Raw genomic sequence first — 19,345 nt, forward strand, 5'->3', positions numbered from 1 at the left:
GGCCTCGCTAATTCCCACAGTCCGTCCGGAACGATCCATCCCCACCGTCCACTCCCCATGCCCAGGACAACTGTCAACTGACCATGTAGGACACGGTCTAAGGCGCTGCTGGTGAGCGTCGGCGACATCCGTGCCGGTCCGGCTGGTTCGCTCGTGCTGGACGTCGTGGTGCCAGTTGTGCCGGCCCCAGCCGCGCAGCAGCGGTTCAGCGCTGGTCAAGGCGGCGACGAAACCGGCGATGGCCTGCGCGGGGGCGTGTCCGTCGAGCCAGCCGCTCCAGACCGGGCGACCGTCGAAAGCGGACTCGGCGGCGTCGGCGGGGTACTCCCGGGTGCGGATCCGCCAGGAGAACGAGGAGGAGATCTCGTCGTCGTAGGGGCGGCTGTATTCAACGACCGCCCGCCGGTCGAGCGAGCGGGCCTCGAAGCCGGTTCCGTTCTCGCTCTGGGTGACGCTCCAGCCCGCTGTGCGGAAGAGGTCCCACGGATCGGGCGGGTCCGCAGGGGCAGGAGTGAGGAGCGTGTCGGTGAGTCCGGCCAGGATCTCGGCCGGGACCTGCTGGGTGAACGAGGCATACCAACTATGGGAGTTGGGCGGGTTGACGGTGATGCGCCACCAGGTGCCGGACGGGTTGAAACTGGGGTGCGGCTTGCAGCCGGGCCTGCAGGTCGGGGCTGGTGACCTCAGTCTCGGGGGAAGCAGGGTCGGAGGTGATGGTCCAGCCGGCGGCGAGCAGGGCGTGGGTGACGTGGCGGGCGTCACCGGGACCTGCGAGGTGCCGGGGGCTGGTGGAATGAAGGATCGTCGACTCGTGGTCGCGTCTGAAGCTGGCCAACTGCCGCTCGGTCACTGGCATACGCCGCTCCCACTTCCTTGACCGTGTCCCGTACGGGGCTCCAGCGCGCGCAGTGCGTTGTGCAGGGGTTGGCGCAGCTGGTCCACGGCGTCGGCGGCGTCGAAGTACTCGCCTACCAGGCTGGCGGCCGTCCGGTCCCAGGGGACAGCGGCGTGCTGGGCCAGGAGCCGGGAGACTTCGCGGAGGGGCAGAGCCAGCCGTGTGATGAGGCCGTGGTCGGCGTCGAGGAGCGGGCCTAGCAGCACGGCGGCTTCGGCCGGGTGGGGGCTGGTGCGCAGATGGGCGGTGAGCTGGCACAGGCGGTGAACAGCCCTGTGTATATCTTCGGCCGTCAGGGTGTCGTCGCAGGTCGGGGCAGTCATGAACCTCCTCGCAAAGGGGTCTCACTTGTGGGTGGGGTGAGGCTGCTGGTGGTCAGCGGCGTTGGCCCGCGGCCGTGGCGTGAGGGCCTGCTGCGCGGCGATGGTTTCGCGGGTGGGTGGTGGCGAAGCGGGCCCAGGTCGCGGCGCGGGCGGCGGCGACACGGGCCTGCTGCCAGGCGGTGAGCTGGGAGGGCAGGACCGACACGGACGTCGTGCGGACCCGGCTGGTGGGAGGGACGTGGCCGCGTGGACGCATCACCGGCTGCGGGTCGGCCAGCGTTGTGGCGAATGCCTCGATGAGGTGCAGTGGCGTGGTCGGGGTGAACACGGCGTCCCAGACCTGGCCGTGCTCGGTACGGGCACCGGCCCACCACACCGCCTGACCGCGCTCGTTCTGGCAGTACCGAAGCCAACTGTTGTTGTCGGGGTGGACCGCCTCGTACGACTGGTCCTCGCCGCGCTCGCTCGTCCAGCCCTGCTGCTCCAGCGGTGTCCAGGTGTTGGGCGCGTGCGCGGCGCGGGGCTGGGTGAGGGCGTCGGTGACGCCGGCCACGATCTCCACCGGAGTCCGCCGCCCGAGCGTCGCGTGCCACGCCGGCGCTGTACCGGTGGCGTGGCCGGAGATGGTCCAGCCGCCGGGCTGGGTGTGTGGGGCGTATCCGATGCGGACGGTGCGGTCGGGGCTGTCGAAGACGACGGAGCCGCCGGAGCGGGAGGCGTCCTTCCAGCCGGAGGCGCGCAGGAACTCGGTGACGTGCCCGAGGTTGCCGCCGCCGGCGAGATGGCGGGGTTCGATGAGGTAGTGCTGCTCGGCCTGCTCGCCCCCGGAGCGCCGGCCACCCCAGCTGGCCCACTGGTTTCGTCTCATCGGCGCCTCCGGACGACCATGGCGGAGGGGACCGGCTTCGGCGTGGTCGAGGGGGCCGGGGCCACGGTGGAGGCGAGGGCGTCGAGCACGTCGGTGTGCTCGTCCAAGTCCCCACCGACGCTGTGGAGTTCATTGGCGGCACGGCCGACGGCGAGCCAGACCTCGGGCGGGAGGATGCCCAGTTCGGAGGTGTGTTTGGCGAACCGGGAGCCGGTTTCCATCAGGTGGGTGACGTGGCCGAGGATGCCGACGTCGCGGTCGAGGACGGTGGCGAGGATGTGGGCGGCCTCACGCGGCGGTGCCTGGGCGAGGTACTGGCTGAGCTGGCCGATCTGGGCGGCGATGGCGCGGGCGAAGGGGACGGGGTCGAGGGACGGGTCGGTCACGGGCCTCCTGGCGACAGGGCGGGGGTCAGGTGTGGTGGCTGAGGCGGCGGGATTCATCCAGCGTGGCTTCCGGCCGGCCTCCGGCCAGCGGGCTGACGTGGCCGGGGTGGCGCACGATGCAGGCGCGCAGGTAGCGGCGGAAGAGGAAGACGGCCAGACGAGGCCGGCGCTCGGCGGTGATCGGCGGCGGTGTGGGGCGAGGGGATGTGCGGGGTACGGAAAGCTCCTGAACGGGGTGGTGCGGTGCACGTCGAGGCCGCGAGGGCGTGCGGCTCACCGCGCGCGGGTGGCTGGCGTGCGTCCGATGGGGTTCGGCGGCGGTGTGGCGGGGCTCGATCCGGTGACGCGGCGGTTGCGAACGTCGGCGATCCGGGCCTTGAGTAGCGCCTGCTCGTCCACATGAGTGTGTGGTGTCGGGGTGAGACGGGTGTAGGGCCCGCAGCCGTACAGCGGTGTTCCGATGGCCATTCGCGCCAGCGGATCGTCGCGGGCGAGGCTGCGGGTGAACGCAGTGACGATGCCGGGCGGGGTGCGGGTGCTGAAGGCGGCTGTCCACCAGCGGTACCCGTTGACGGTGCAGGCGGCGCGCCACGGTCTCGGCGCGCCGGGGTGAGCGGGGTCTTCTGCGGTGAAGTGGACCAGGCCGTCCGGTGACACGGCCGAGGCCCCGGGACCGGCGGCCTGCTCGGTCCAGCCTGCCGCGTGCAACGGGTCGAGGACCGTCGGGTGGCCAGTGGACGGCGGCTGGAGCATGGCGTCGACCATGGCGGTGAGGTACTCGACGGGGATGTGCGCGCCAAGAAGGGCTGCCCAGTCCTGCCCGTGCGGGCTGGTTTCGTGCAGGGTCCAGGTCCAGTCCGCGCGGCGGTTGAGGACGACATGGAGGCGTCCGTCGGGGCTGGCCAGGGCGGTGTGCTGGTCGATCGTGGACACGTTGCGCCAGCCGTGGCCGTACAGCAGCAGCTCGGTCAGGTGTTCCCAGTCGCCGCCGCCGGCGAGGTAGCCGGGCGCGGCCAGGACATACGGGACGGCATGCGGCGGACACTGGGGCACCGGGGCGTGGACTCCTTACAGACGGGCCAAGGGCAGGGTGATTCAGCCACGCGTACGGCGGGGCCGGGCAGTCGCCGCGAGGGCAGCCGGTGCCGCTCGCTGGGTGCGGAGTTCCTCCGCGGCGCTGCGGTAGGCGGCTTGGTCGAAGAGATAGTCGGGGATGTGGACGACGTATCCGGCCGTGAGCAGTGGGGGGACGGCGCGGGTGGCCAACCTCTTCTTCTCGTCCTCGCTGAGGTGGCCCGGGGCCTCGTGCCAGACGTAGGTCGGGCCCGCGATTCCTGCGGGCGAGACGGTCTTGCGTTCGAAGCCGATCCGGTCGAGCAGGGCGAGGAGCTGTTCCGGGGCGCCGGTGGGGGTGTCGGCGTGGACGGTGTCGGTCAAGGGCTTGCGGTAGATCTCGACGTCGGTGCCTTCGTCGTCGGCACGGTTGCCCATCGGGTGGGTGCTCCTATGTCGGAAGGGAGGGGCGGTCAGCGGCCCCGGCCGGGCGTGGCGGGGACGGGCTTGGCCGTGGCGCTGGGGGATGGAGCGGATGCCGGAATGCGAGCGGCCTGGTTGCGGATGTCTTCGAGCCGCTGGGTGTGGCGGGCCAGGCCGTTGACTGTGTCGATCAGCTGCTCGGCGGGGGCCGCAGGGTGTCCGGCGTCGGGAAGGCGGTCGTCCCAACTCGCCCAGAGGGACACCAGGATGTCGCGCAGGCGAAGCAGCACGCCGTCGCCAGGGGCGACGATCTCAGTGAGGATGGCGGCCAGTTCGTGGCCGTCGCTGGGGTTGCGGGCGCGTTCGGCGAGTAGGTCCAGGTATCGGTGGGTGGCCTGCCGGCCCTCGTCCCGCGTGCTCAGGGTGTTGAGGTCGGGGTCGAGGTGGACGCTGTATCCGGCCTGCAACAGGGCCAGGGCCGCAGCGGTGGCACCGCGACGCCGTTCCTCGGCGGGCAGAGAGTGGGGCTGGCGGTGGTATGGGCCGCGCGGGCCAGGGGCGTCGAGGAAACCGCCGCCTCTCTGGAGGATGCTGGCCGCACGGTCGTCGCCGCCGATCGCGACGACGAGCTGGGTTCGGGGATCCCGCGTGATGGTCACGTAGGTATGGACGAAGAACACCGGCTCGTCGCCGGGCGCCTGGTTCGTCACCGACTTCGGTGCGCGGCCGGAGCCGGTGCGGCGGGCGGCTGGGCCAGCGCGGTGTCCGGCGCGGGCCGGCCGGATGAGCGGGACAGCAGGACGCCGACGCCAAGTTCGGACAGGCGGTCACCGGCCGCGCGGACGGACGCGGCCACGCGGAACGAGTCACCGTCGGACAGCACGAACACGTTCCGGTCCGCGTCGAAGGCGAAGCCGGCGCCGGTCAGGATCTGGGCGATGTCGGCCCGCTCGGGCTTGGCGACCACGAGGTCCTCGCCCGACCAGGTCATCACGACACGCTGAGCGTCGGCCTGGGCTGTGTCGAGGCGGGAGGCGTTGTCCCGTACCTGTGCCAGGGCCGCGTCGTAGTGGGGCAGCAGACGCAGCCGGACGTGCTTGGCGGCGCGGAAGGGGTTGGCATCGACGGCGATGCCGTCCGGCTCGCGGACACCACGGAACGCCTCGACGGGCAGGCCGTTGGGGGCCATGGCGGCGATGAGGAAGACGTCGTCCTGGCCCTTGCGGTCCATGACGAACAGCCGGGTGCCGTCGTCGGTGCGGGTCAGGACCGCGCAGTGGTCGACGGTGTGCTCGGCCACGGCAGCGGCCACCTGGTCCATGTCCCACACCTCGGCGGTGACATCGTCGTGGCCGGTGTTGGCGCCGAGGGGCGGGTGGTAGTGGTGGCTCCACTGGCCGGGCAGTTCGCCGGCGAGGACGGCGGCGAAGGAGGCGAGGGAGTCGTCAGGGGCGGGCAAAAGTCTCCTCGGAAGAGCGGGGGTGGTGGGTCACATGCGGCGGGCAGCGGCTGGCGGGCGGTGAACGGCCGGCGCGGGTGAGGGAACCGGACGGCGCGGTGCGGCGGCCAGCTGTGCTGCGGTGCTGTCGAGGTCTTGCTGGATGCCGTGCAGTCGGCGGGCGATCCACTCCAGGCGATGCCGGGCCGGGTCGAGTTGAGCCGAACCGTCCGGCCGGGCGAGACGGTGCGCGGTGTGCTCGACGACGCTGCGCACCGCCGCCAGCGGTCCGTCACTCTCGTCGCTCAGCTGCTTCAGCAGCGCCGAGAACTGGACGGCGGCCGTGGGGGCGGCGGGCGGCGGGGAAGGTGTGCGCGCTGCTGCGGACCGTGTGGGGGCGGGGGGCTTCGGGGGGATGAGGCGGAGATCGGATTCGATGCGGCGCGTTTCGGCCGCCAGCTTCCGGATGAGGTCGTGCGGCTGTTTCTGCCAGGTGCCGTCCTCGCGGATGAGGCTGGCGAGCAAGTCGAGGCGCCCGGGCTGGGCCTGGACGGCGATCCAGCGACAGCCTCGTTCGTCGCCGGGGACGGCGATGTCCGCGGTGCGGGCGAGCCGGTGGGCGATCTCCGCCCACTCGGCCCCGGTGAGTACCCGGTCGTCGGGGTGCAGACGCACCCCCGCGTGCCAGATGGCATCCCGGCTGCCGTGCGGATCCGTGGTGGCGGGCCACATCCGGTACGTGTCGTGAAGGTGCCCGGCCCACTCGTCGGACTTCCAGACACGGGCTCCGTCGAGACCGTCCGGGTCGAGGTAGTCAGCGAGGCCCGGCCAGTGGGCGACCACGGTGTGCTCGGTCAGCCCTTCATGGATGCAGACGGGACGGCCCAGGGCCTCACCGAGTTCCTCGCCGGCGTCGTCGCTGCGGGGCGCCACGCGCACGATCACCTGCTGCCTCCCGCAGGCGCGCGTCCGGCGAGTTCGTGGAGGTCCTGGCTCGCGGTGATCAGGGACCGCTCGCGGACCAGATCGGCGTGCACGGACACATCGCCGGGCGGCAGCAGATCCAGCGCGCGGTCGATCGCCTCCAACACCTCCTCGTGTCGGCCAAGTTGCCGCAGGGCGCCGGACTCGCGGAAGAGCACGATCGGGTCGGTGCGCGAGGCGAACGGCGGCCGGGCGGCGATCTCCAGCATCCGCTGCGCGCGCCCGGGCAGCTGGTGGCCGAGCCACAGGCCGTGGAGCAGCACCTGCAGCGTCTTGGGATGATCACCGGCCTCGACCAGGACGTCGTCAATCAGGGCCAGACCTTCGGGCCGGGACTGGCCCAGCAGCGCGAAGGCGTACAGCGCGCGGCTGCAGCAGTCCATGCTTTCGCGGACCGCGGGCTCTAGCTGATCGACGAGCGACTGAAGGGTGGGGCAGCGGAAGTCGAAGCGCAGCCCACTGAGGTACAGATGCCGAAAGGCGCGGTCCGTGATCGGGTCGGGCCCGGGCGCGCGGATCTGTTCGGGGCGCAGCAAGCCGAGCACGCTGCGTCCGGCGGCCCTGGCCGCCCACGCGGCATCCGTGCAGACCTGGGCGGACTCTTGCCAGGTGGCGTCGAGTTCCCGCAGGTCGGCGGCGAGCTGGGCGGGCCACAGGACGTCGGCGGACTCCATGGTCGCGCGGCTGCCGACACGCAGCAGGGCGAGGGCGCGTCCGGGGCGGCGGACGGGGAGCGTCATCGGCCGCCCCGGGCATCGTTGATGTGCACGAGCTGGTTGAGGCGGGTGAAGGTGTACCAGCCGCAGTCGGTGATCTGCCGCTGGCCGCCGAACTGCGGGAGCAGGAAGTCGCCCAGGGCACGCTGGTAGATCATGCAGTCCGGGCAGGTGCGGCCAAGGTGGACGAGGTAGCGGGGGTGGGCGGTGACGAAGGAGCGCTGACCGCCGTGCGGGTCGTACAGGCGCCAGCCGTCCTCGTCGGTGGGTGTGTGCCAGGACGGCGTGACCACCTTGAATTCGTCGCCCCACAACCGGTCGCCGGAGACGCCCTTGAGGACGACGACCCGGTCGCCGGGCCGAAAATGCTGGTGGGTGATGTCGCGTTGGGGCGTCAGGGTGTCACCTGGAACGTACGGAGGACGGGTGACGTCGGGCACGGAGAGTCCTTCCACGAGCAGTGCGGGGTGGCGGTGGGAGGCTCAATGCTCCGGAGGATCCCCGGTTTCGCTAACCGGGGATCGTCCGGTATACGCGCGGGACGGCTACCGGTACGGGTTCTCGGTGCCGCGGTCGTTCTCGGTGGCGGCATCCAGGAGTTCGGGCAGATCGGCGCCCTCGGCAGCCCGCTGGTCGATCCACCATCCGGCCCGTGTGACGGCGCGGATCTTCTCTTCCAGCACCGTCCAGTCCGCCTCGTCCCAGGTGCCCTCGGTGACCAGAGCGGTGTAGGCGCGGGTGGCGAGCTGGTGGCGGGAGCGCTCGCCCCAGCCGAGGGCGCGTTCGGCACCCTCCAGCGGCGGCATCTCGAACTGCTCGGCCCAGTCGGCGGCGGCCTGCTGTTCTTCGGCGCGCCGGGCGGCGAGCCATTCCTCCTTGCCGGCGGTGTCGGCGTCGCGTGCCGCCTGCCAGCAGGCGATGCAGTCCTTCGAGGCGAGCCAGCGGGCGAAACCGGCGCGCTGATCGGCCGGGCGGCCGGAGAGGTCGTGCGTGATCTCGTGACCGCAGCTGTGCTGAACAGGCCACGTCGTACGGACGGTCATAGAACTCCAAATAGTTGTGGGGAATCGGGTCAGAGCACGTGGTGCAGTCGGCCGTGACGAACGGCGCTGGGCGCAGCAGAGGTGTGACGAGGCCGCGCGGGTCCGAGGTGCTCAGGCCGAGGGCAGGCAATGTGACCTGCGCCATATGTCGAGGGGGTGCCGAAACCGGATCAGGGTCATCCGGATCGGTGAATGACTCTTAAGGCTTGCAGGAAACAGGGGATGACCTGCGGGTCCGGTCTAAAGCTGGTATTGATATCGCCGTTGGGGGGAGGCGGGGGCCATTCACTAATTTACTCAATCGCCCACAGAGTGGTCAGAGGTCGCGCGTTTCAGCGGCGAGTCGAGCACCCTTCGGGGTGGTAAGTTGATCCCCGCAAAGCCCTTTTCCAGCGAGATTCGGAAGGGGGTGATAGACGTGACCCTGGACAATGAAGGGCCGGTCAAGCGGCCGAGGAGTTGGCGTCGCCTGCGGGCGCGCTGGCTTCGACGCTTGAGGACTGGTGTCCTGATGGTGCAACTCGGGCTGATCACTGTGCGCATCGCGCAACTGGTCAAGTCCTGGCTGCCCTAGCCAGGGTGTCCACGTAGGGGCCCGCCGTACGCGAAGGGCCCCTACGTGGCATCCACGTCAAACCCTGGCGGGGTCTGTACTGGTTGGAGGCCGGGCAGGCCCCGCCGTCATTGTGGATGACGCTTAAGACTCTACCACCGAAGTGTTTTTACCGAAGTGGAAATGCGTCCCCGACATTTTTCGCCGCATCACCAAAATGGTCGATGTGAAATCTAAATCATCGCCCTGAACTTTGATTTGTCGGGTGTCAAATGATGGGGAGGCAGGCTGGCCTTTTTGCCCTGGCCGCCCAAATGTGTGACGGCGTCATGTTTGTCGCCGGTGCTTTCTCGGGTGAGGCTGCGTCACTTCCCACGGCCGTGAGCGAGAGGTACTGCGGATGTCCGCAGGTCCGGCCGATGGCCGGGTGACCGGGGCGGCTCGCGGCGCCCGGCGCGGCTGTGGAGTGGTGAGCACCCATTCGAGTGACGGGCATTCAATTCCGTCCAGGCGCGAGGCTCCCGTCCCTGACCTGCTCAAAAACGACCGCATCCGGAGCTGGGGTGGGACACACGCTCCACCGTGTTTTCGGCGCGCCAGTGCGTTCCGCGACCATGAGCGTTCAGGACCGTCGCGGGGCAGTGGATGGAGGAGGCTGGGCCGTCATCGCCGTCATCGCCGTCATCGCGCGACGTGGCTCCGGCGGCGCAGCAGGAGTATCCGGCGGCGAACTGCGCAGGTCGGGGTCGAGGCCGACGGTGTACCGGGCGGCGGTGAGCATAGCGGCGGCCCAGGACGCGCGGTCGTTTTCCCATGCGCGTCCGAGGTCGAAGGGGAGTCGGACCCACTGCCCGCGCAGCGTCGGGTAGGTCTCGAAACCAGCGTGGGCCAGGATGCTCGCGGCGAACGCGTCGTAGCGTCCTTCGACTTCGACCTCGCCGCCTTCGCCGCGGGTGATGCGGATCGGCTCGGTCATGCTCGCCTGCCTCGTCCGTGCCCAGAGCCCGGCTGGGCGGTTCTGGCCGCCTTTGGCGGTGCTGCCGGCGCGGCGGTGGCCAGGGCGGTGATGCGGGAGGGGCGTACAGCGGCGGCCTGCGCGATCTGCGAGCGTCGTCCGGTGCGTTCGTTGCGGGCGGCTGGCTGGGGTGTGCCCGGGGCGGGAGTGTGTTCGAGTGCGGACTCGGCCCGTACCTGGTAGCCGAGGCTGCGCAGATCGTGCACGACCTGGCGGGCGCGTCGCTGTCCGTCGTGCTCAGGGGCGGTGAGCCGGTACAGGCCCGGGGTGTCGGGGACCGGCTCGAACTGCTCGTGGGTAAGAAACCAGTCGGCCAGGTGGGCTGGGATCTGGGGGGTGGCTGTGGCGACGTAGCCGTGCTCGGGGTGGGTGTGGAAGCGGAAGTGGTCGGACAGAGGATGGAGCCTTTCTTCTGGTCAGCGGCGTGGAGATGGCCGATGGGAGTGGGCGGGCGGGCCCGGTTTTCCCGCCGAGGTGGTTTCACCGATGGCCGGTTGCGCGGGGCTGGCGGGCACGGCGGAATGCGCGATGCGCACGAACGCATCACGCGCGGCGAGCCAGGTCTCGATGGCCGGCACTGCCTCGAGCCCGAGCCGTGTGCGGACCTGGACCGGCGGCAGCAGGCGGGCGGAAGGCTGGGCGGCGGCGGGGTTCTGGCTGCGCCGCCAGGCATTGAGTGCGGCCTGGCTGGAGGCAAGCGCCTCGCTCAGCTGGGCCACGGTGTCGGCGTCGGCGGAACGGTCCGCGACCGCGGCACCGCACTGCTGCAGCAGGCCGGGTGCGTGAGTGAGGACGGCTCGGAAGATGCGCCAGGCGTACTCGGCGAAGGTCCTGTTCACCTCCACCATGTCGTGACCGGTGAGACTGGTGCCGTCGCTGGAGCGGCCGGATTCCCAGATCGCCGTCACGGCGTCGTACTCGTCGCGCAGTTGGTCGAGCGCTGAGACGACGGCGCCCAGGCGCCGGGCGTGCAGGGCCCGGTGGTATGAGGGAAGGAACGTGTCCGTGATGGCCTTGGCCGCAGGGTCCGGCCGTGGGGGGGAGGACGATGCTGGAGGGGGCGTAGGGGTTGTTGTAGCTGTTGTCGAACTCCTGGTGGGAGGAGAGTGCCCCGACCGGATAGCCCAGTTGGGGATCTGAGCCGCATTCGGCGAGCAATAGCTCGACGCCCATGTCGCTGGTGAGCTTCGCCGCGTACGGCACCCGCTGGTTCTCCACCGCCCGGACGAATTCACCACGGTCCCACAGCCAGGGCAGCAGGTCCCCCTGCCAGACGGGATGGCTGTAGATCTCGACCTGGGCGGTCCACGTCCCGGGCAGTAGTACAGCGATCCGGTCGGCGATGTCGCCGAGGAACGGACGAGGGCTGACGTCCACGGTGGTGCGGTGGCGGTGGGCGAGAGGCAGCAGCTTCGCTGCGGCGGCTCGGATGTCCGGGCCGGGTGTGCTGTAAGTGCCGTCGTCCCGTTTGGTGAATCCGGCGTGTTCCAGAGCGGTGTGCGCCCACCGGTACTGCTCGCCGTGGGCGATGGCGACCAGGCCGGCGGCGCGGCTGTAGGCGAGCGTGATCTCGGCAGGAGAGTTTGGGGGCATCTCGGGTCTTTCGGTGAGCTCAGGGGCGACTCGACTGCCGTGGCTGCGGGACGGCAGGTGGCTGGGTCTGCAGGCTGGCCGTTCGCGGCGTGGACCGCGCGGTCCGTGGGGACGTCGCACGCAGGGCGGCGGCGGTGTGGCGCAGGCGGGCGCGGGCCGCGACGTATTTCTCTGCCGTCATGATCCGCAGGACCTGGGGGTCGTTGCGCAGAGGGGAGCGGGCGAGGTCTTCCACCGCCTCGCGCTGGAAGCCGGTCGTGGCGTACGTCAGGGCCTCGGCGAGCGTGTCCAGAGCTTTCGCGATGCCCGCGGTGGCTCTGGTGAGCTGGACCAAGGTGACGCGTTCGGGCGGATGGACCGTCAGTGGTGCGGTGAACCGTTCCTGCGCGCGTTCGGTGGCGTGCTGCAGATGGTGGGTCAGCATGGCGATGTCGTCGGTGAGCGTGACCAGGTCGACGGCCTCGGGATTGGTGGGGAATTGGGCGGCCAGTTCGTCCAGACGCCGGGCCAGGTAATCGAGGGTGGTCGGGGTGACGGAGGAAGACATCAGACCGCCCCGGCTGCATCGCTCGTCTCCCGGGTGGAGAGGGCGGCTCGCAGACTGCGTCCGTAATGCCACGCATGCCGCCGAGCCCGCGCCTCCAGGACGTCGTAGGAGTCCTGGCGGGTCATCTGACCTGGGTGTTTGCGGTACCGGTAGACCGGGACGGGCAGCATGATGCCCGGTGCGAGGCAGGTAACGCCGATCGCGGCCATGTAGTCCTCGCCCTGGACGAGCCCGCCCATCGGGGCAGCGCGTACGAGATCGGTGCGCGCGAGGATCGTGGTCGGCCCGATCGGGATCGTGTCCTCAGGGTTCTTCCAGTACGTCCACACGTTGCCGGCCGCGTGCCAGCCGGGCGGCGTCGGGCACCGCCACAAGGATGTCGTTCCGTCCGGATACAGGTCCTGGCTGTATCCCGCGCACCAGCCCACGCCGGTCGTCTCCAGCGTGCGCAGCCGTACGGCCATTGCGTCGTCGGTGAACTCGTCATCGTCGTCCGCCCAGTTGACGTACTCGGTGCGCACGTCGCCCAGGGCGAGGTTGCGGGCGCAGGCTGCCCCGACCGGCCGGGGCAGCACGACGACGCGGACGCGCGGGTCGTCGGCGAGGGGCTCCGGCAGACTCGAGGGGTTGGCGCCATCGAGTGCGATGACCGCCTCCCAGGACACGCTCTGCCTGGTGAGGCTTTCATGCAGGGCGGTCAGGTAGCCGAGCCGGTCGGGCTGGAGCCGGGTGGCGATGACGACGGTGATTTTGGTGGTGGGGGAGGGCAGGAGGTTCTCCGCGGCAGGGGGCGAGAAGGGGTCAGCGGCGGGGCGCGGTGCGAGGCGTGGCGGCCGACGACGTTGGGGCGGGCGCGGTGGCGGATGTGCTGGGGGCGGTGGACCGGGGCGGCACGGTGGCCGGGATCGGGTGGCCGGGGCGCCAGCGGTAGGTGCCGTTGCTGAACCGAGCCCGTGGGTCGGTGTTCCAGGCCACGACGGGACCGCGGTGTTCCGCGTCGAGGGGGATCACTTCGATGCCGTGGTGCGGGTGCAGGACGTACCCCCAGTCCAGGCCCCCGTGGGACTTCTCGGTGACGGTCCATGGCTCTGGCTCGGCTGCGCCGACGGTGATGACGTGGACGTTGTCGAGCTTCCTGCTGGGGTGTTCGTCGCTGCCGACGAGTTCGGCGCGCAGGGGTTCGGGAGTACTTTCGAGCAGGTCGGTGCCCAGCTGGGACCAGCCCTCGGGCGCCTCGTTGATCAGGTGGCGGCACAGGGCATCGAGGTCAGCGCCGAAGCGGTACTGGTAGGCGCCGAGCAGGAGGGGGAGGTGATGGCTGGGGTAGCCGTCCCAGTGGACGTACACCCCGGCGTACCCGGTGTCGGTGGGGCGGGCGATGAAGGAACGGGTGGCCAGAAGTTCTCCAAGATCGTTCGGATGGTGGGGGGTGACGCCCGTGCGTCAGGGGCGTCGGCGTACGGGATGGGCGCCTGGGCCGTCGGGGGCCCGGCGGTGCTGCTCGCCGACAGCGGGCGCGGGGGCAGGCCCTGTGCCTGGTTGAGCGTCAGCGACTGGGGTGGTGACCGCCTCAAGTGCCCGTTTAAGGCTGCGCAGCGCGGCTGCGTGGCCGAGCGTGACACCCAGCTGGCTCTCCACCGGAGCGGCGGTGCCGGGGCGGGGCGCGAGTCGGTGGGCGTCGGCGAGACCGATCACGGCCGTACTCAGGTGGGTCGCGGCACGGTTGCTCTGCGCGAGCGCGGTGGCCAGCTGGGACAGGTACGCGCGTCCTGCGTCACTCGTGGCGAGGGTGCTGTCGGCGCACTGGCGTAGGTCGGCGACGAGACCGCCTGCCAGGTTGTACACGGCGACCAGCTGGTCCAGCACAGGCACGAGCGCAGCCTGCGCGCTGCCGGTCTGAGGCGGGACCAGGCCGGCGGCGGTCTCCTCGATGTGGTGCTGCCAGGTGGTCAGGCGGGCGTGGACGAAGTCGTCGTTGGTCGGGCTCATCGCTGCTGCCCCCTGCGCGGCGCGACGCGTGCAAGGGGCGGGTAAGAGCGCGGGCCGTCGGGGGAGGGGATGGTGATGTGGAAGCCCTGGAGGCGCAGGCGGTGCACGCTGATGGCCATCTGGCGTCGGGCCGCCTCGGGGGTGAAGGCGTCCGGGAGGTGGCATTCGCCGGTGGCAAGGTCGAGCAGGAACCCACCGCGGGCGAGCAGCTCGCTGACGGCGCCGACGTAGCCGGTGCGGATCCGCGGACGCTGTTGGGCGTCGAGGGTGACGTGGACCTGGAGGTGGCCGGGGCTGCTGCGCCGGATCGGGGTGGCCGACGAAAGGCGGTAGTCGGTCAGCAGCCGGCGGTGCAGCCGGGCCGCGGCGCGGACGGGGTCGGCGGGGACGGCGATGCCGCGCGGGGCTCTGAGGCCCTGGACGTGCTGGTGGCTGGTGTTGGCGGGCAGCATCGGCAGCCCCAGGTACTCGGCTGGGCGGTAGGGGCGGGGCATGACGTACAGCTGCAGGCCCCAGTGGTGTGTAAGCACGCTTCGCTGGACGCCGTCCGTTTCGAACGCGGCGTACGGCAGCGGGCCGCTGTCCCAGATCCGGTCGCTGGCCGGGTCGGTGGCGATGGGTACCGCGGTCGAGGAGGGCTGCCAGCCGGGCAGACGGTCGGCGAGCGCTCGGGTGAACTCGGTTATGTGCAAGGGCGGTTCCTCATCTGGTGGGTAGTCGGGGTGGCCGCGGGGATCAGCGAGAACGGGATGGGGTAGCGGTGGCCGAGGGCACGGTGGTCGCGGCCGGTGCCGTGCGAGTGTCGGCTGCAGCACGCAAGTGCTTCGCGGCGCGGGCGAGGTGGATGCGACTGTTGCCGAGGTGGTCCACGAGCCCTTGGTGCGCGGCGGTGACCGCTCGGTCGCGGGCGGGGCCGGGGGCCTGGCGGGTGAGGTCGGCGAGATGGCCGAGGTGGTGGACGGCGGCGCCGAGGGCGGCGAGCGCGAGCCCGGTGGGTTCGGCGGCGCTCGCGAGCGCGAGGGTCGTGTGGCGCACCGTGGCCGTGGTCCGGGCCGGGTAGCGGGCGGCGGCCCGGTGACGGAAGGCGCTCTCCCCGGCCAGGAATCCCAGCAGGCGGGCCAGATGGCGGACTTCATCGTCCAGGATCTCGCTCAGCGCAGGATCCGGGCGGATCTGGTCGGGGAGCGGAAGGTGATCGGCCACAGTGTTGAGCCGGTCGGCCACGTCGTGCAGCAGCATCCGCTGGTCGGGATCGGACAGCGGCAACTCCTTGAAATGGGGCCCGGGTTCTACCGCAGGGTGGCGGACTTTGAAGCTGCGGACACCGTCGGCAGTGCCTTGGTCGCGGCTGCTGATGCCGGAGCGGGAGGCGGGAGGGGAGCGGCGCGGCGGAAGTTGACCCCGATGCCCTGGAGCGTGAGCCGCTGGGTGGCGAACTGGACCAGCAGGGCGCGCTCCTTGGGACTGTAGGAGGCCGGCAACACGAAGGCGAACTCGTGCGGGCTGTACTGGAAGCGGCAACCGAACAGCGTCATGCGCGCCTCTTCAGGCACCGAGTCGTACGGTGCTCCCACCACACCGTCCGGGTACCAGACCAGCGTGAGGGTCTGGGCGACCTCGGGCGCGGGCTGGCGGTGCGGCGGCTCGGGCTGGATGAGGGCGTTGTGGCGGACAGCATCCAGGGCCGCCCGGTAGCGGGGCAGCACGCGTCGGATGACTGCGGCAGCGGCTCGGACCGGATCGTTGGAGACGGCGATGCCGTTCGGCTCACGCACCGGGGAGATCGGGTGGTTTTGAAGCCCTCGGGCTCCAGCGGGGTCACCACGAACTGGTGGCGGTAGAGGGGTCGGTCGGTGACGTAGAGCTGCTGTGCGTGGGGGCCGTTCAGGACGGCGTCATGGCCGAGGACGTACTGGCTGACGATGTGGTCGACGTGGTCGGCGTCCCAGAGCCGTTCGACGGTGGGGAACTGGTCCTTGTACGCAGGGTGGCTGTGATACTCGCTGGTCCAGGTGCCGGGCAGGCGTTCGGCGAGTGCGGAAGCGAAGGCGGACAGGTCGGTGCGGGGTGTGGGCATGGGTTCCTGAGGTGCCGAGGCGTGTGGTTGATCCGTCGGCGGTCAGCGCCGTGGTCCTCCCGACCCGGGCTGCGGTCTGGGCGGTGCCGGGGGTGTGCCGGGAGCGGTGCGGGTCTGCTTCAGGAGCGCGTCGCGGTCCGGGGGCGGGTCGTAGTGCGCGCGGAGGATCTTCAGATCCGCATCGGTCGCCATGGCCAGCGCTGAAGCGATGCTGCTGGCGGCGCCGCGGAGTAGCCAGGGCGGTGACTCGGGTTCGGCTCCGCGGTTTTGGCCCTTCCACTGGGCCGTGGCGGCCAGGTGCTCGATGACCTCGTTGAGGAATGGCTCGACCGCGTCCAGCAGGGAGTTGAGGACGGTGCTGAACTCGGCCGGAGTATCGGCCGCGTTGAGAGCCTCGCGGAACGGGCTCAGGTCCGGTGTGGGGAAGGGCTCGGGCGGCAGGGCGTGCTGCGTGCGGAAGGCTTCCGCGTCGCGATCGGCCCAGCGGCGCAGGTCGTCCTTGGTGGCGGAGCGTGTGTGGTAGGCGTGGATCTGGTCGGCGGTCCGGCCTACGTTGTCGTACAGCTCGAAGTCGGGGTGCTGCAGGGCGGCCTTCCTTTCTCAGTGGGGGCTTGGGTTCGCCTCGCGGCGGCATGGGACGGCCGACGTATGGCAGACCGCACTGCCGGGGCAGGCGCTGTTGTGGGGCTGGGAACGAGGGTTTCCGTAGAAGGGACTTTCGGGTGTGCGGCGCCGAGTTGGCGCGCGAGAGCCCTTGAAGGCTGGGATGTCGGTATGCATGAACCCGCTGGGGTTTTAGTGCATACGGGCGTCCGTATCGAACAGGGCCAGCTCGTGCGGGTGGAGCTGATGTTGGACGATGAAAGATCGTCCGGCGACGCGCCAGAGCCCGCGTCCGCGGTTGAGGTGGGCGATCGCCTCGGTTTCCACGGTGGTCAGGCCCAGCAGGGCGGCTGCGGCGTGGAGTTGGTCGGTTTCCTGGCGGTAGATGATGCGGGTGGAGCAGTCGGCCAGGAGACCCTCGGCGAGGGCGCGGCCCTGGGAGCCTGCGTCGCCGGCGCTCAGCAGGTCGGACAGCCGGTGGATGACCATGAGGTTGGCGATGCCCAGGCCGCGGGAGAGTTTCCACTGAGACTGCATGCGTTGGAGGAGGCCGGGGTGGCGCATCAGGCGCCAGGCTTCGTCGTAGACGATCCAGCGCCGTCCGCCGTGGGGGTCGGTGAGAGCGGATTCCATCCAGGCGCTCGCGCAGGTCATGGCGAGGACGAGGGCTGTGTCGTCGCCGGAGCCGCCGAGCCTGGACAGGTCGATGGTCAGCATCGGCGAGGTGGGGTCGAAGCGCACGGTGGAGGGCGCATCGAACATTCCGGCCAGGTCGCCGTGAACCAGGCGGCGCATGGCGTGGGCGAGGTCGCGGGCGGCCTCACCGAGCCTGCCGGACATGAGACCTGCGGCGGCGTCGAGTTGGTCGGGGTTGTTGAGGGTGGTCGCGATGTCCCCGAGGAGCGGGGTGCGGCGTGTGGCGGCGGCCTGGGCGACGACCGCGTCGAGGGAAACGTCCAGCGCGGTGTGCTCCATCGGCAGCAGGTCACGGCCCAGGACGGTACGGGCGAGGGAGCCGAGCAGGAGCAGACGGCGTTTGCGGATCTCGCCCGCCCAGTCGGCCTCCGGTACATCTGCCGGGCGCGGCGCGGCGTCCAAAGGATTCAGCTTGCCGGGCAGGCCGGGGCCCAGCGCGATGGAAGTGCCGCCGAGCGCGGCAGCGACCGGGGTCCATTCGCCCTTGGGATCGCAGGGCACGTAGACGCGGTAGCCGTGGGCGATGGACCGCAGCGCGAAGGACTTGGCCAGCGCGCTCTTGCCCTGGCCGATCACCCCGGCGAGCAGGACGTTGGGGTTGGTGAACCCTTCGAGGCGCCCGTACAGGGAGAACGGGTCGAACGTGAACGACGCCTCGGCGTGGACGTCACGGCCGATGTAGATGCCCTCGGCGCCCAGGCCGCCCTCGGCGAGGAAGGGGTACGCCCCGGATGCGGTGGCGGTGGTCATGCGGTGTTGCGGCAGTTTCAGCCGTCCGCCGCGGGCGGAGCCGGGCCCGGGGCGGCCGCGGGGTGGGTACAGCGGTGGCGGCATCTCGGTCTCGAAAACAGCATCGTGGCCGTCCGGGTGGGCGGCGGCCTCGGAGCGGGCCTTGGCGGCGGCTTCGGCGAGTTGACGCTGGGCGGCCTTGCGGCTGGCCCGGTCGGTGCTGTGCGGGGTGAACAGGGGACTGGCGCTGGCGCGGCGGGCTCGGCGCGCGGGCCGGTGGGTCATGGCGGAGTGGCTTTCACGTGACGGCGTCTGCGAGCAGGGGGGATGTGGCTCAGACCGTCGGTGAGGCGCTGAACAGGTGCTTCCCGTAGCCCTTGCCGTCGCTGTTCCAGTCGAGGTGCAGTTCGCCGTCGGCCAGGCCGCGAGCGGAGCCGATCGTGTAGCTGAGGACGGGTGTGGTGTAGCTGTTGTTGTAGTTGGCGTTGGAGTCGCTGTTCTCCAGCCGCGACTCGATGCCGTAGTACTTCGCCGACTTCTTCACCGGGTCGGTACCGGACTGCGAGCGCTTGACCTGCAGCTTGAAGTAGGCGTCGTCGAATATGGTGCTGTCGTCGACCTGCCCGTACACCGGACCGTCCCAGCTGATCTTGGCGTAGGTGTAGACGGTGGAGCCGGAACGCTTCGCGCACAGGCGGACTGTGACGTCCCAGTTGTCCGCCCACGGCCCCGAGTACGCGGCGTCATCGATGCTCTTCTTGCTGGTGGTGCACTTGTAGTCGGCCGCGGTGGCGGGGGAGGCGGTCGCGAGAGCGACGCTGCCGGCGAGTGCGGCGAGTGCGGCGAGGACGATCGTGGTGGAAGTGGCGCGCTGAAGCGTGCGCATGCAATGCCCTTTCGTCGGCGGGTGTTACTTGCTGCAGGTAGTGGTGTGGCCGTGCAGCGGGGCGTTGAGGTCGGTGGGGGTGGCCTTGCGGCGGATCGCGTGGGAGGCCGCCAGGTGCCGCTGGCAGATGGTCAGCACCAGCGGGCCGTCCGGCAGACGCTCGGGCTGGCACTCCTCGGCGGCGGTGCCTTCGTCCTCGGCGGGGACGGCGTGGAAGGCGTCGTGTACGGCGGCGGTGGCCTGCCACAGGCGCAGGTGGGCTGCGGCCAGATGACGCCCGGCGGCCGGATGCGGGGGCCGGGTGGTGTCGGTGAGCTGGTCGAGCAGGTGGTGGGCTGCGGTGAGGTGGGCGTGCAGCGTGTCCAGATGCAGGCGGTCGGCCGGCGTGACGGAGGCGGCGTGGGCCCGGGTGTGGTGGCGAAGGCCAGCGGTAGCGGCGCGGAGGTAGGGGTGCGCCTCGATGGTGCGGGGAGTGGTCAAGGGGTTCCTTGCAGCCCTGAGCGGGGCGAGGTCAACGTTGTGGCGGAG

General features: G+C 70.8%; 24 protein-coding genes. All 24 read right to left on the bottom strand.

Going from position 1 to position 19,345, the window contains the following annotated elements; genetic code table 11:
• On the bottom strand, positions 1 to 762 hold a 762-nt coding region (locus PV734_RS26330), incomplete at its 3' end, for a DUF317 domain-containing protein (protein ID WP_319292223.1).
• 84 nt (positions 763 to 846) lie between these two features.
• Positions 847 to 1,218, bottom strand: coding sequence for a hypothetical protein (locus PV734_RS26335; RefSeq protein WP_319292226.1), 372 nt, complete (start codon positions 1,216 to 1,218; stop codon positions 847 to 849).
• Between the two features lie 52 nt (positions 1,219 to 1,270).
• Positions 1,271 to 2,086 (bottom strand): DUF317 domain-containing protein, encoded by an 816-nt coding sequence (locus PV734_RS26340; protein WP_319292228.1) that lies wholly within the window; start codon positions 2,084 to 2,086, stop codon positions 1,271 to 1,273.
• The gene (locus PV734_RS26345; RefSeq protein WP_046919609.1) at positions 2,083 to 2,472 is read right to left on the bottom strand and encodes a hypothetical protein; all 390 of its coding nucleotides are present in this window, start codon (positions 2,470 to 2,472) and stop codon (positions 2,083 to 2,085) included. Before PV734_RS26345 ends, PV734_RS26340 begins: the two co-directional genes overlap by 4 nt.
• A 273-nt stretch (positions 2,473 to 2,745) precedes the next feature.
• The gene (locus tag PV734_RS26350; protein ID WP_319292230.1) at positions 2,746 to 3,525 is read right to left on the bottom strand and encodes a DUF317 domain-containing protein; all 780 of its coding nucleotides are present in this window, start codon (positions 3,523 to 3,525) and stop codon (positions 2,746 to 2,748) included.
• A gap of 42 nt (positions 3,526 to 3,567) precedes the next feature.
• Entirely contained in the window at positions 3,568 to 3,963 is a 396-nt protein-coding gene (locus tag PV734_RS26355; protein ID WP_319292233.1) for a hypothetical protein, read from the bottom strand.
• 35 nt (positions 3,964 to 3,998) lie between these two features.
• Complete coding sequence (locus tag PV734_RS26360; protein WP_319292236.1) at positions 3,999 to 4,658, bottom strand: hypothetical protein; 660 nt, start codon at positions 4,656 to 4,658, stop codon at positions 3,999 to 4,001.
• Entirely contained in the window at positions 4,655 to 5,407 is a 753-nt protein-coding gene (locus tag PV734_RS26365; RefSeq protein ID WP_319292239.1) for a hypothetical protein, read from the bottom strand. The genes PV734_RS26360 and PV734_RS26365 overlap by 4 nt, the downstream gene beginning before the upstream one ends.
• Positions 5,408 to 5,437: 30 nt before the next feature.
• Positions 5,438 to 6,319 (bottom strand): relaxase/mobilization nuclease, encoded by an 882-nt coding sequence (locus tag PV734_RS26370; protein WP_319292243.1) that lies wholly within the window; start codon positions 6,317 to 6,319, stop codon positions 5,438 to 5,440.
• Positions 6,320 to 6,327: 8 nt separating this feature from the next.
• Positions 6,328 to 7,110 carry a hypothetical protein gene (locus PV734_RS26375; protein WP_319292246.1) on the bottom strand — a complete coding sequence of 261 codons (783 nt, stop codon included), beginning with the start codon at positions 7,108 to 7,110 and terminating at the stop codon, positions 6,328 to 6,330.
• The gene (locus PV734_RS26380; protein ID WP_319292249.1) at positions 7,107 to 7,526 is read right to left on the bottom strand and encodes a hypothetical protein; all 420 of its coding nucleotides are present in this window, start codon (positions 7,524 to 7,526) and stop codon (positions 7,107 to 7,109) included. The genes PV734_RS26375 and PV734_RS26380 overlap by 4 nt, the downstream gene beginning before the upstream one ends.
• A gap of 105 nt (positions 7,527 to 7,631) precedes the next feature.
• On the bottom strand, positions 7,632 to 8,129 hold the full coding sequence (locus PV734_RS26385; RefSeq protein WP_319292252.1) for a hypothetical protein: 498 nt from the start codon (positions 8,127 to 8,129) through the stop codon (positions 7,632 to 7,634).
• A 1,175-nt stretch (positions 8,130 to 9,304) separates the two neighbouring features.
• Positions 9,305 to 9,658 carry a hypothetical protein gene (locus PV734_RS26390; protein WP_046916649.1) on the bottom strand — a complete coding sequence of 118 codons (354 nt, stop codon included), beginning with the start codon at positions 9,656 to 9,658 and terminating at the stop codon, positions 9,305 to 9,307.
• A 455-nt stretch (positions 9,659 to 10,113) separates the two neighbouring features.
• On the bottom strand, positions 10,114 to 10,605 hold the full coding sequence (locus PV734_RS26395; protein ID WP_319292255.1) for a hypothetical protein: 492 nt from the start codon (positions 10,603 to 10,605) through the stop codon (positions 10,114 to 10,116).
• A gap of 704 nt (positions 10,606 to 11,309) precedes the next feature.
• The gene (locus tag PV734_RS26400) at positions 11,310 to 11,837 is read right to left on the bottom strand and encodes a hypothetical protein (RefSeq protein WP_319292258.1); all 528 of its coding nucleotides are present in this window, start codon (positions 11,835 to 11,837) and stop codon (positions 11,310 to 11,312) included.
• Entirely contained in the window at positions 11,837 to 12,586 is a 750-nt protein-coding gene (locus tag PV734_RS26405) for a glycosyltransferase (protein ID WP_319292545.1), read from the bottom strand. The genes PV734_RS26400 and PV734_RS26405 overlap by 1 nt, the downstream gene beginning before the upstream one ends.
• A 52-nt stretch (positions 12,587 to 12,638) precedes the next feature.
• Complete coding sequence (locus PV734_RS26410) at positions 12,639 to 13,184, bottom strand: hypothetical protein (RefSeq protein WP_319292260.1); 546 nt, start codon at positions 13,182 to 13,184, stop codon at positions 12,639 to 12,641.
• Positions 13,185 to 13,280: 96 nt separating this feature from the next.
• Positions 13,281 to 13,826, bottom strand: a complete 546-nt coding sequence (locus tag PV734_RS26415) for a hypothetical protein (RefSeq protein WP_319292263.1) — start codon at positions 13,824 to 13,826, stop codon at positions 13,281 to 13,283.
• Positions 13,823 to 14,518, bottom strand: a complete 696-nt coding sequence (locus tag PV734_RS26420; RefSeq protein WP_319292266.1) for a hypothetical protein — start codon at positions 14,516 to 14,518, stop codon at positions 13,823 to 13,825. The genes PV734_RS26415 and PV734_RS26420 overlap by 4 nt, the downstream gene beginning before the upstream one ends.
• Before the next feature lie 43 nt (positions 14,519 to 14,561).
• On the bottom strand, positions 14,562 to 15,092 hold the full coding sequence (locus tag PV734_RS26425; RefSeq protein WP_319292269.1) for a hypothetical protein: 531 nt from the start codon (positions 15,090 to 15,092) through the stop codon (positions 14,562 to 14,564).
• Positions 15,093 to 15,115: 23 nt separating this feature from the next.
• A complete protein-coding gene (locus tag PV734_RS26430) occupies positions 15,116 to 15,601 on the bottom strand; it encodes a hypothetical protein (RefSeq protein ID WP_192781735.1) in 486 nt (161 codons plus the stop codon).
• A 1,097-nt stretch (positions 15,602 to 16,698) separates the two neighbouring features.
• Positions 16,699 to 18,216 carry an ATP-binding protein gene (locus PV734_RS26435; protein WP_319292273.1) on the bottom strand — a complete coding sequence of 506 codons (1,518 nt, stop codon included), beginning with the start codon at positions 18,214 to 18,216 and terminating at the stop codon, positions 16,699 to 16,701.
• Between the two features lie 49 nt (positions 18,217 to 18,265).
• Positions 18,266 to 18,817: a hypothetical protein gene (locus PV734_RS26440; RefSeq protein WP_319292277.1), complete on the bottom strand. Its 552-nt coding sequence runs from the start codon at positions 18,815 to 18,817 to the stop codon at positions 18,266 to 18,268.
• Positions 18,818 to 18,841: 24 nt separating this feature from the next.
• On the bottom strand, positions 18,842 to 19,297 hold the full coding sequence (locus tag PV734_RS26445) for a DUF6238 family protein (protein ID WP_046918699.1): 456 nt from the start codon (positions 19,295 to 19,297) through the stop codon (positions 18,842 to 18,844).
• Positions 19,298 to 19,345 lie beyond the last annotated feature (48 nt).

Origin of the sequence: Streptomyces sp. AK08-02, from assembly GCF_033795085.1 — a bacterium.
In the GTDB taxonomy this organism is placed as follows: Bacteria; Actinomycetota; Actinomycetes; order Streptomycetales; family Streptomycetaceae; genus Streptomyces; species Streptomyces echiniscabiei.

Excerpts from the sequence above, each read along its gene's own strand:
- PV734_RS26335 (WP_319292226.1), bottom strand. The coding sequence starts at position 1,218 with ATGACTGCCCCGACCTGCGACGACACCCTGACGGCCGAAGATATACAC.
- PV734_RS26340 (WP_319292228.1), bottom strand. The coding sequence starts at position 2,086 with ATGAGACGAAACCAGTGGGCCAGCTGGGGTGGCCGGCGCTCCGGGGGC.
- PV734_RS26355 (WP_319292233.1), bottom strand. The coding sequence starts at position 3,963 with ATGGGCAACCGTGCCGACGACGAAGGCACCGACGTCGAGATCTACCGC.
- PV734_RS26375 (WP_319292246.1), bottom strand. The coding sequence starts at position 7,110 with ATGACGCTCCCCGTCCGCCGCCCCGGACGCGCCCTCGCCCTGCTGCGT.
- PV734_RS26385 (WP_319292252.1), bottom strand. The coding sequence starts at position 8,129 with ATGACCGTCCGTACGACGTGGCCTGTTCAGCACAGCTGCGGTCACGAG.
- PV734_RS26390 (WP_046916649.1), bottom strand. The coding sequence starts at position 9,658 with ATGACCGAGCCGATCCGCATCACCCGCGGCGAAGGCGGCGAGGTCGAA.
- PV734_RS26400 (WP_319292258.1), bottom strand. The coding sequence starts at position 11,837 with ATGTCTTCCTCCGTCACCCCGACCACCCTCGATTACCTGGCCCGGCGT.
- PV734_RS26415 (WP_319292263.1), bottom strand. The coding sequence starts at position 13,826 with ATGAGCCCGACCAACGACGACTTCGTCCACGCCCGCCTGACCACCTGG.
- PV734_RS26435 (WP_319292273.1), bottom strand. The coding sequence starts at position 18,216 with ATGACCCACCGGCCCGCGCGCCGAGCCCGCCGCGCCAGCGCCAGTCCC.
- PV734_RS26440 (WP_319292277.1), bottom strand. The coding sequence starts at position 18,817 with ATGCGCACGCTTCAGCGCGCCACTTCCACCACGATCGTCCTCGCCGCA.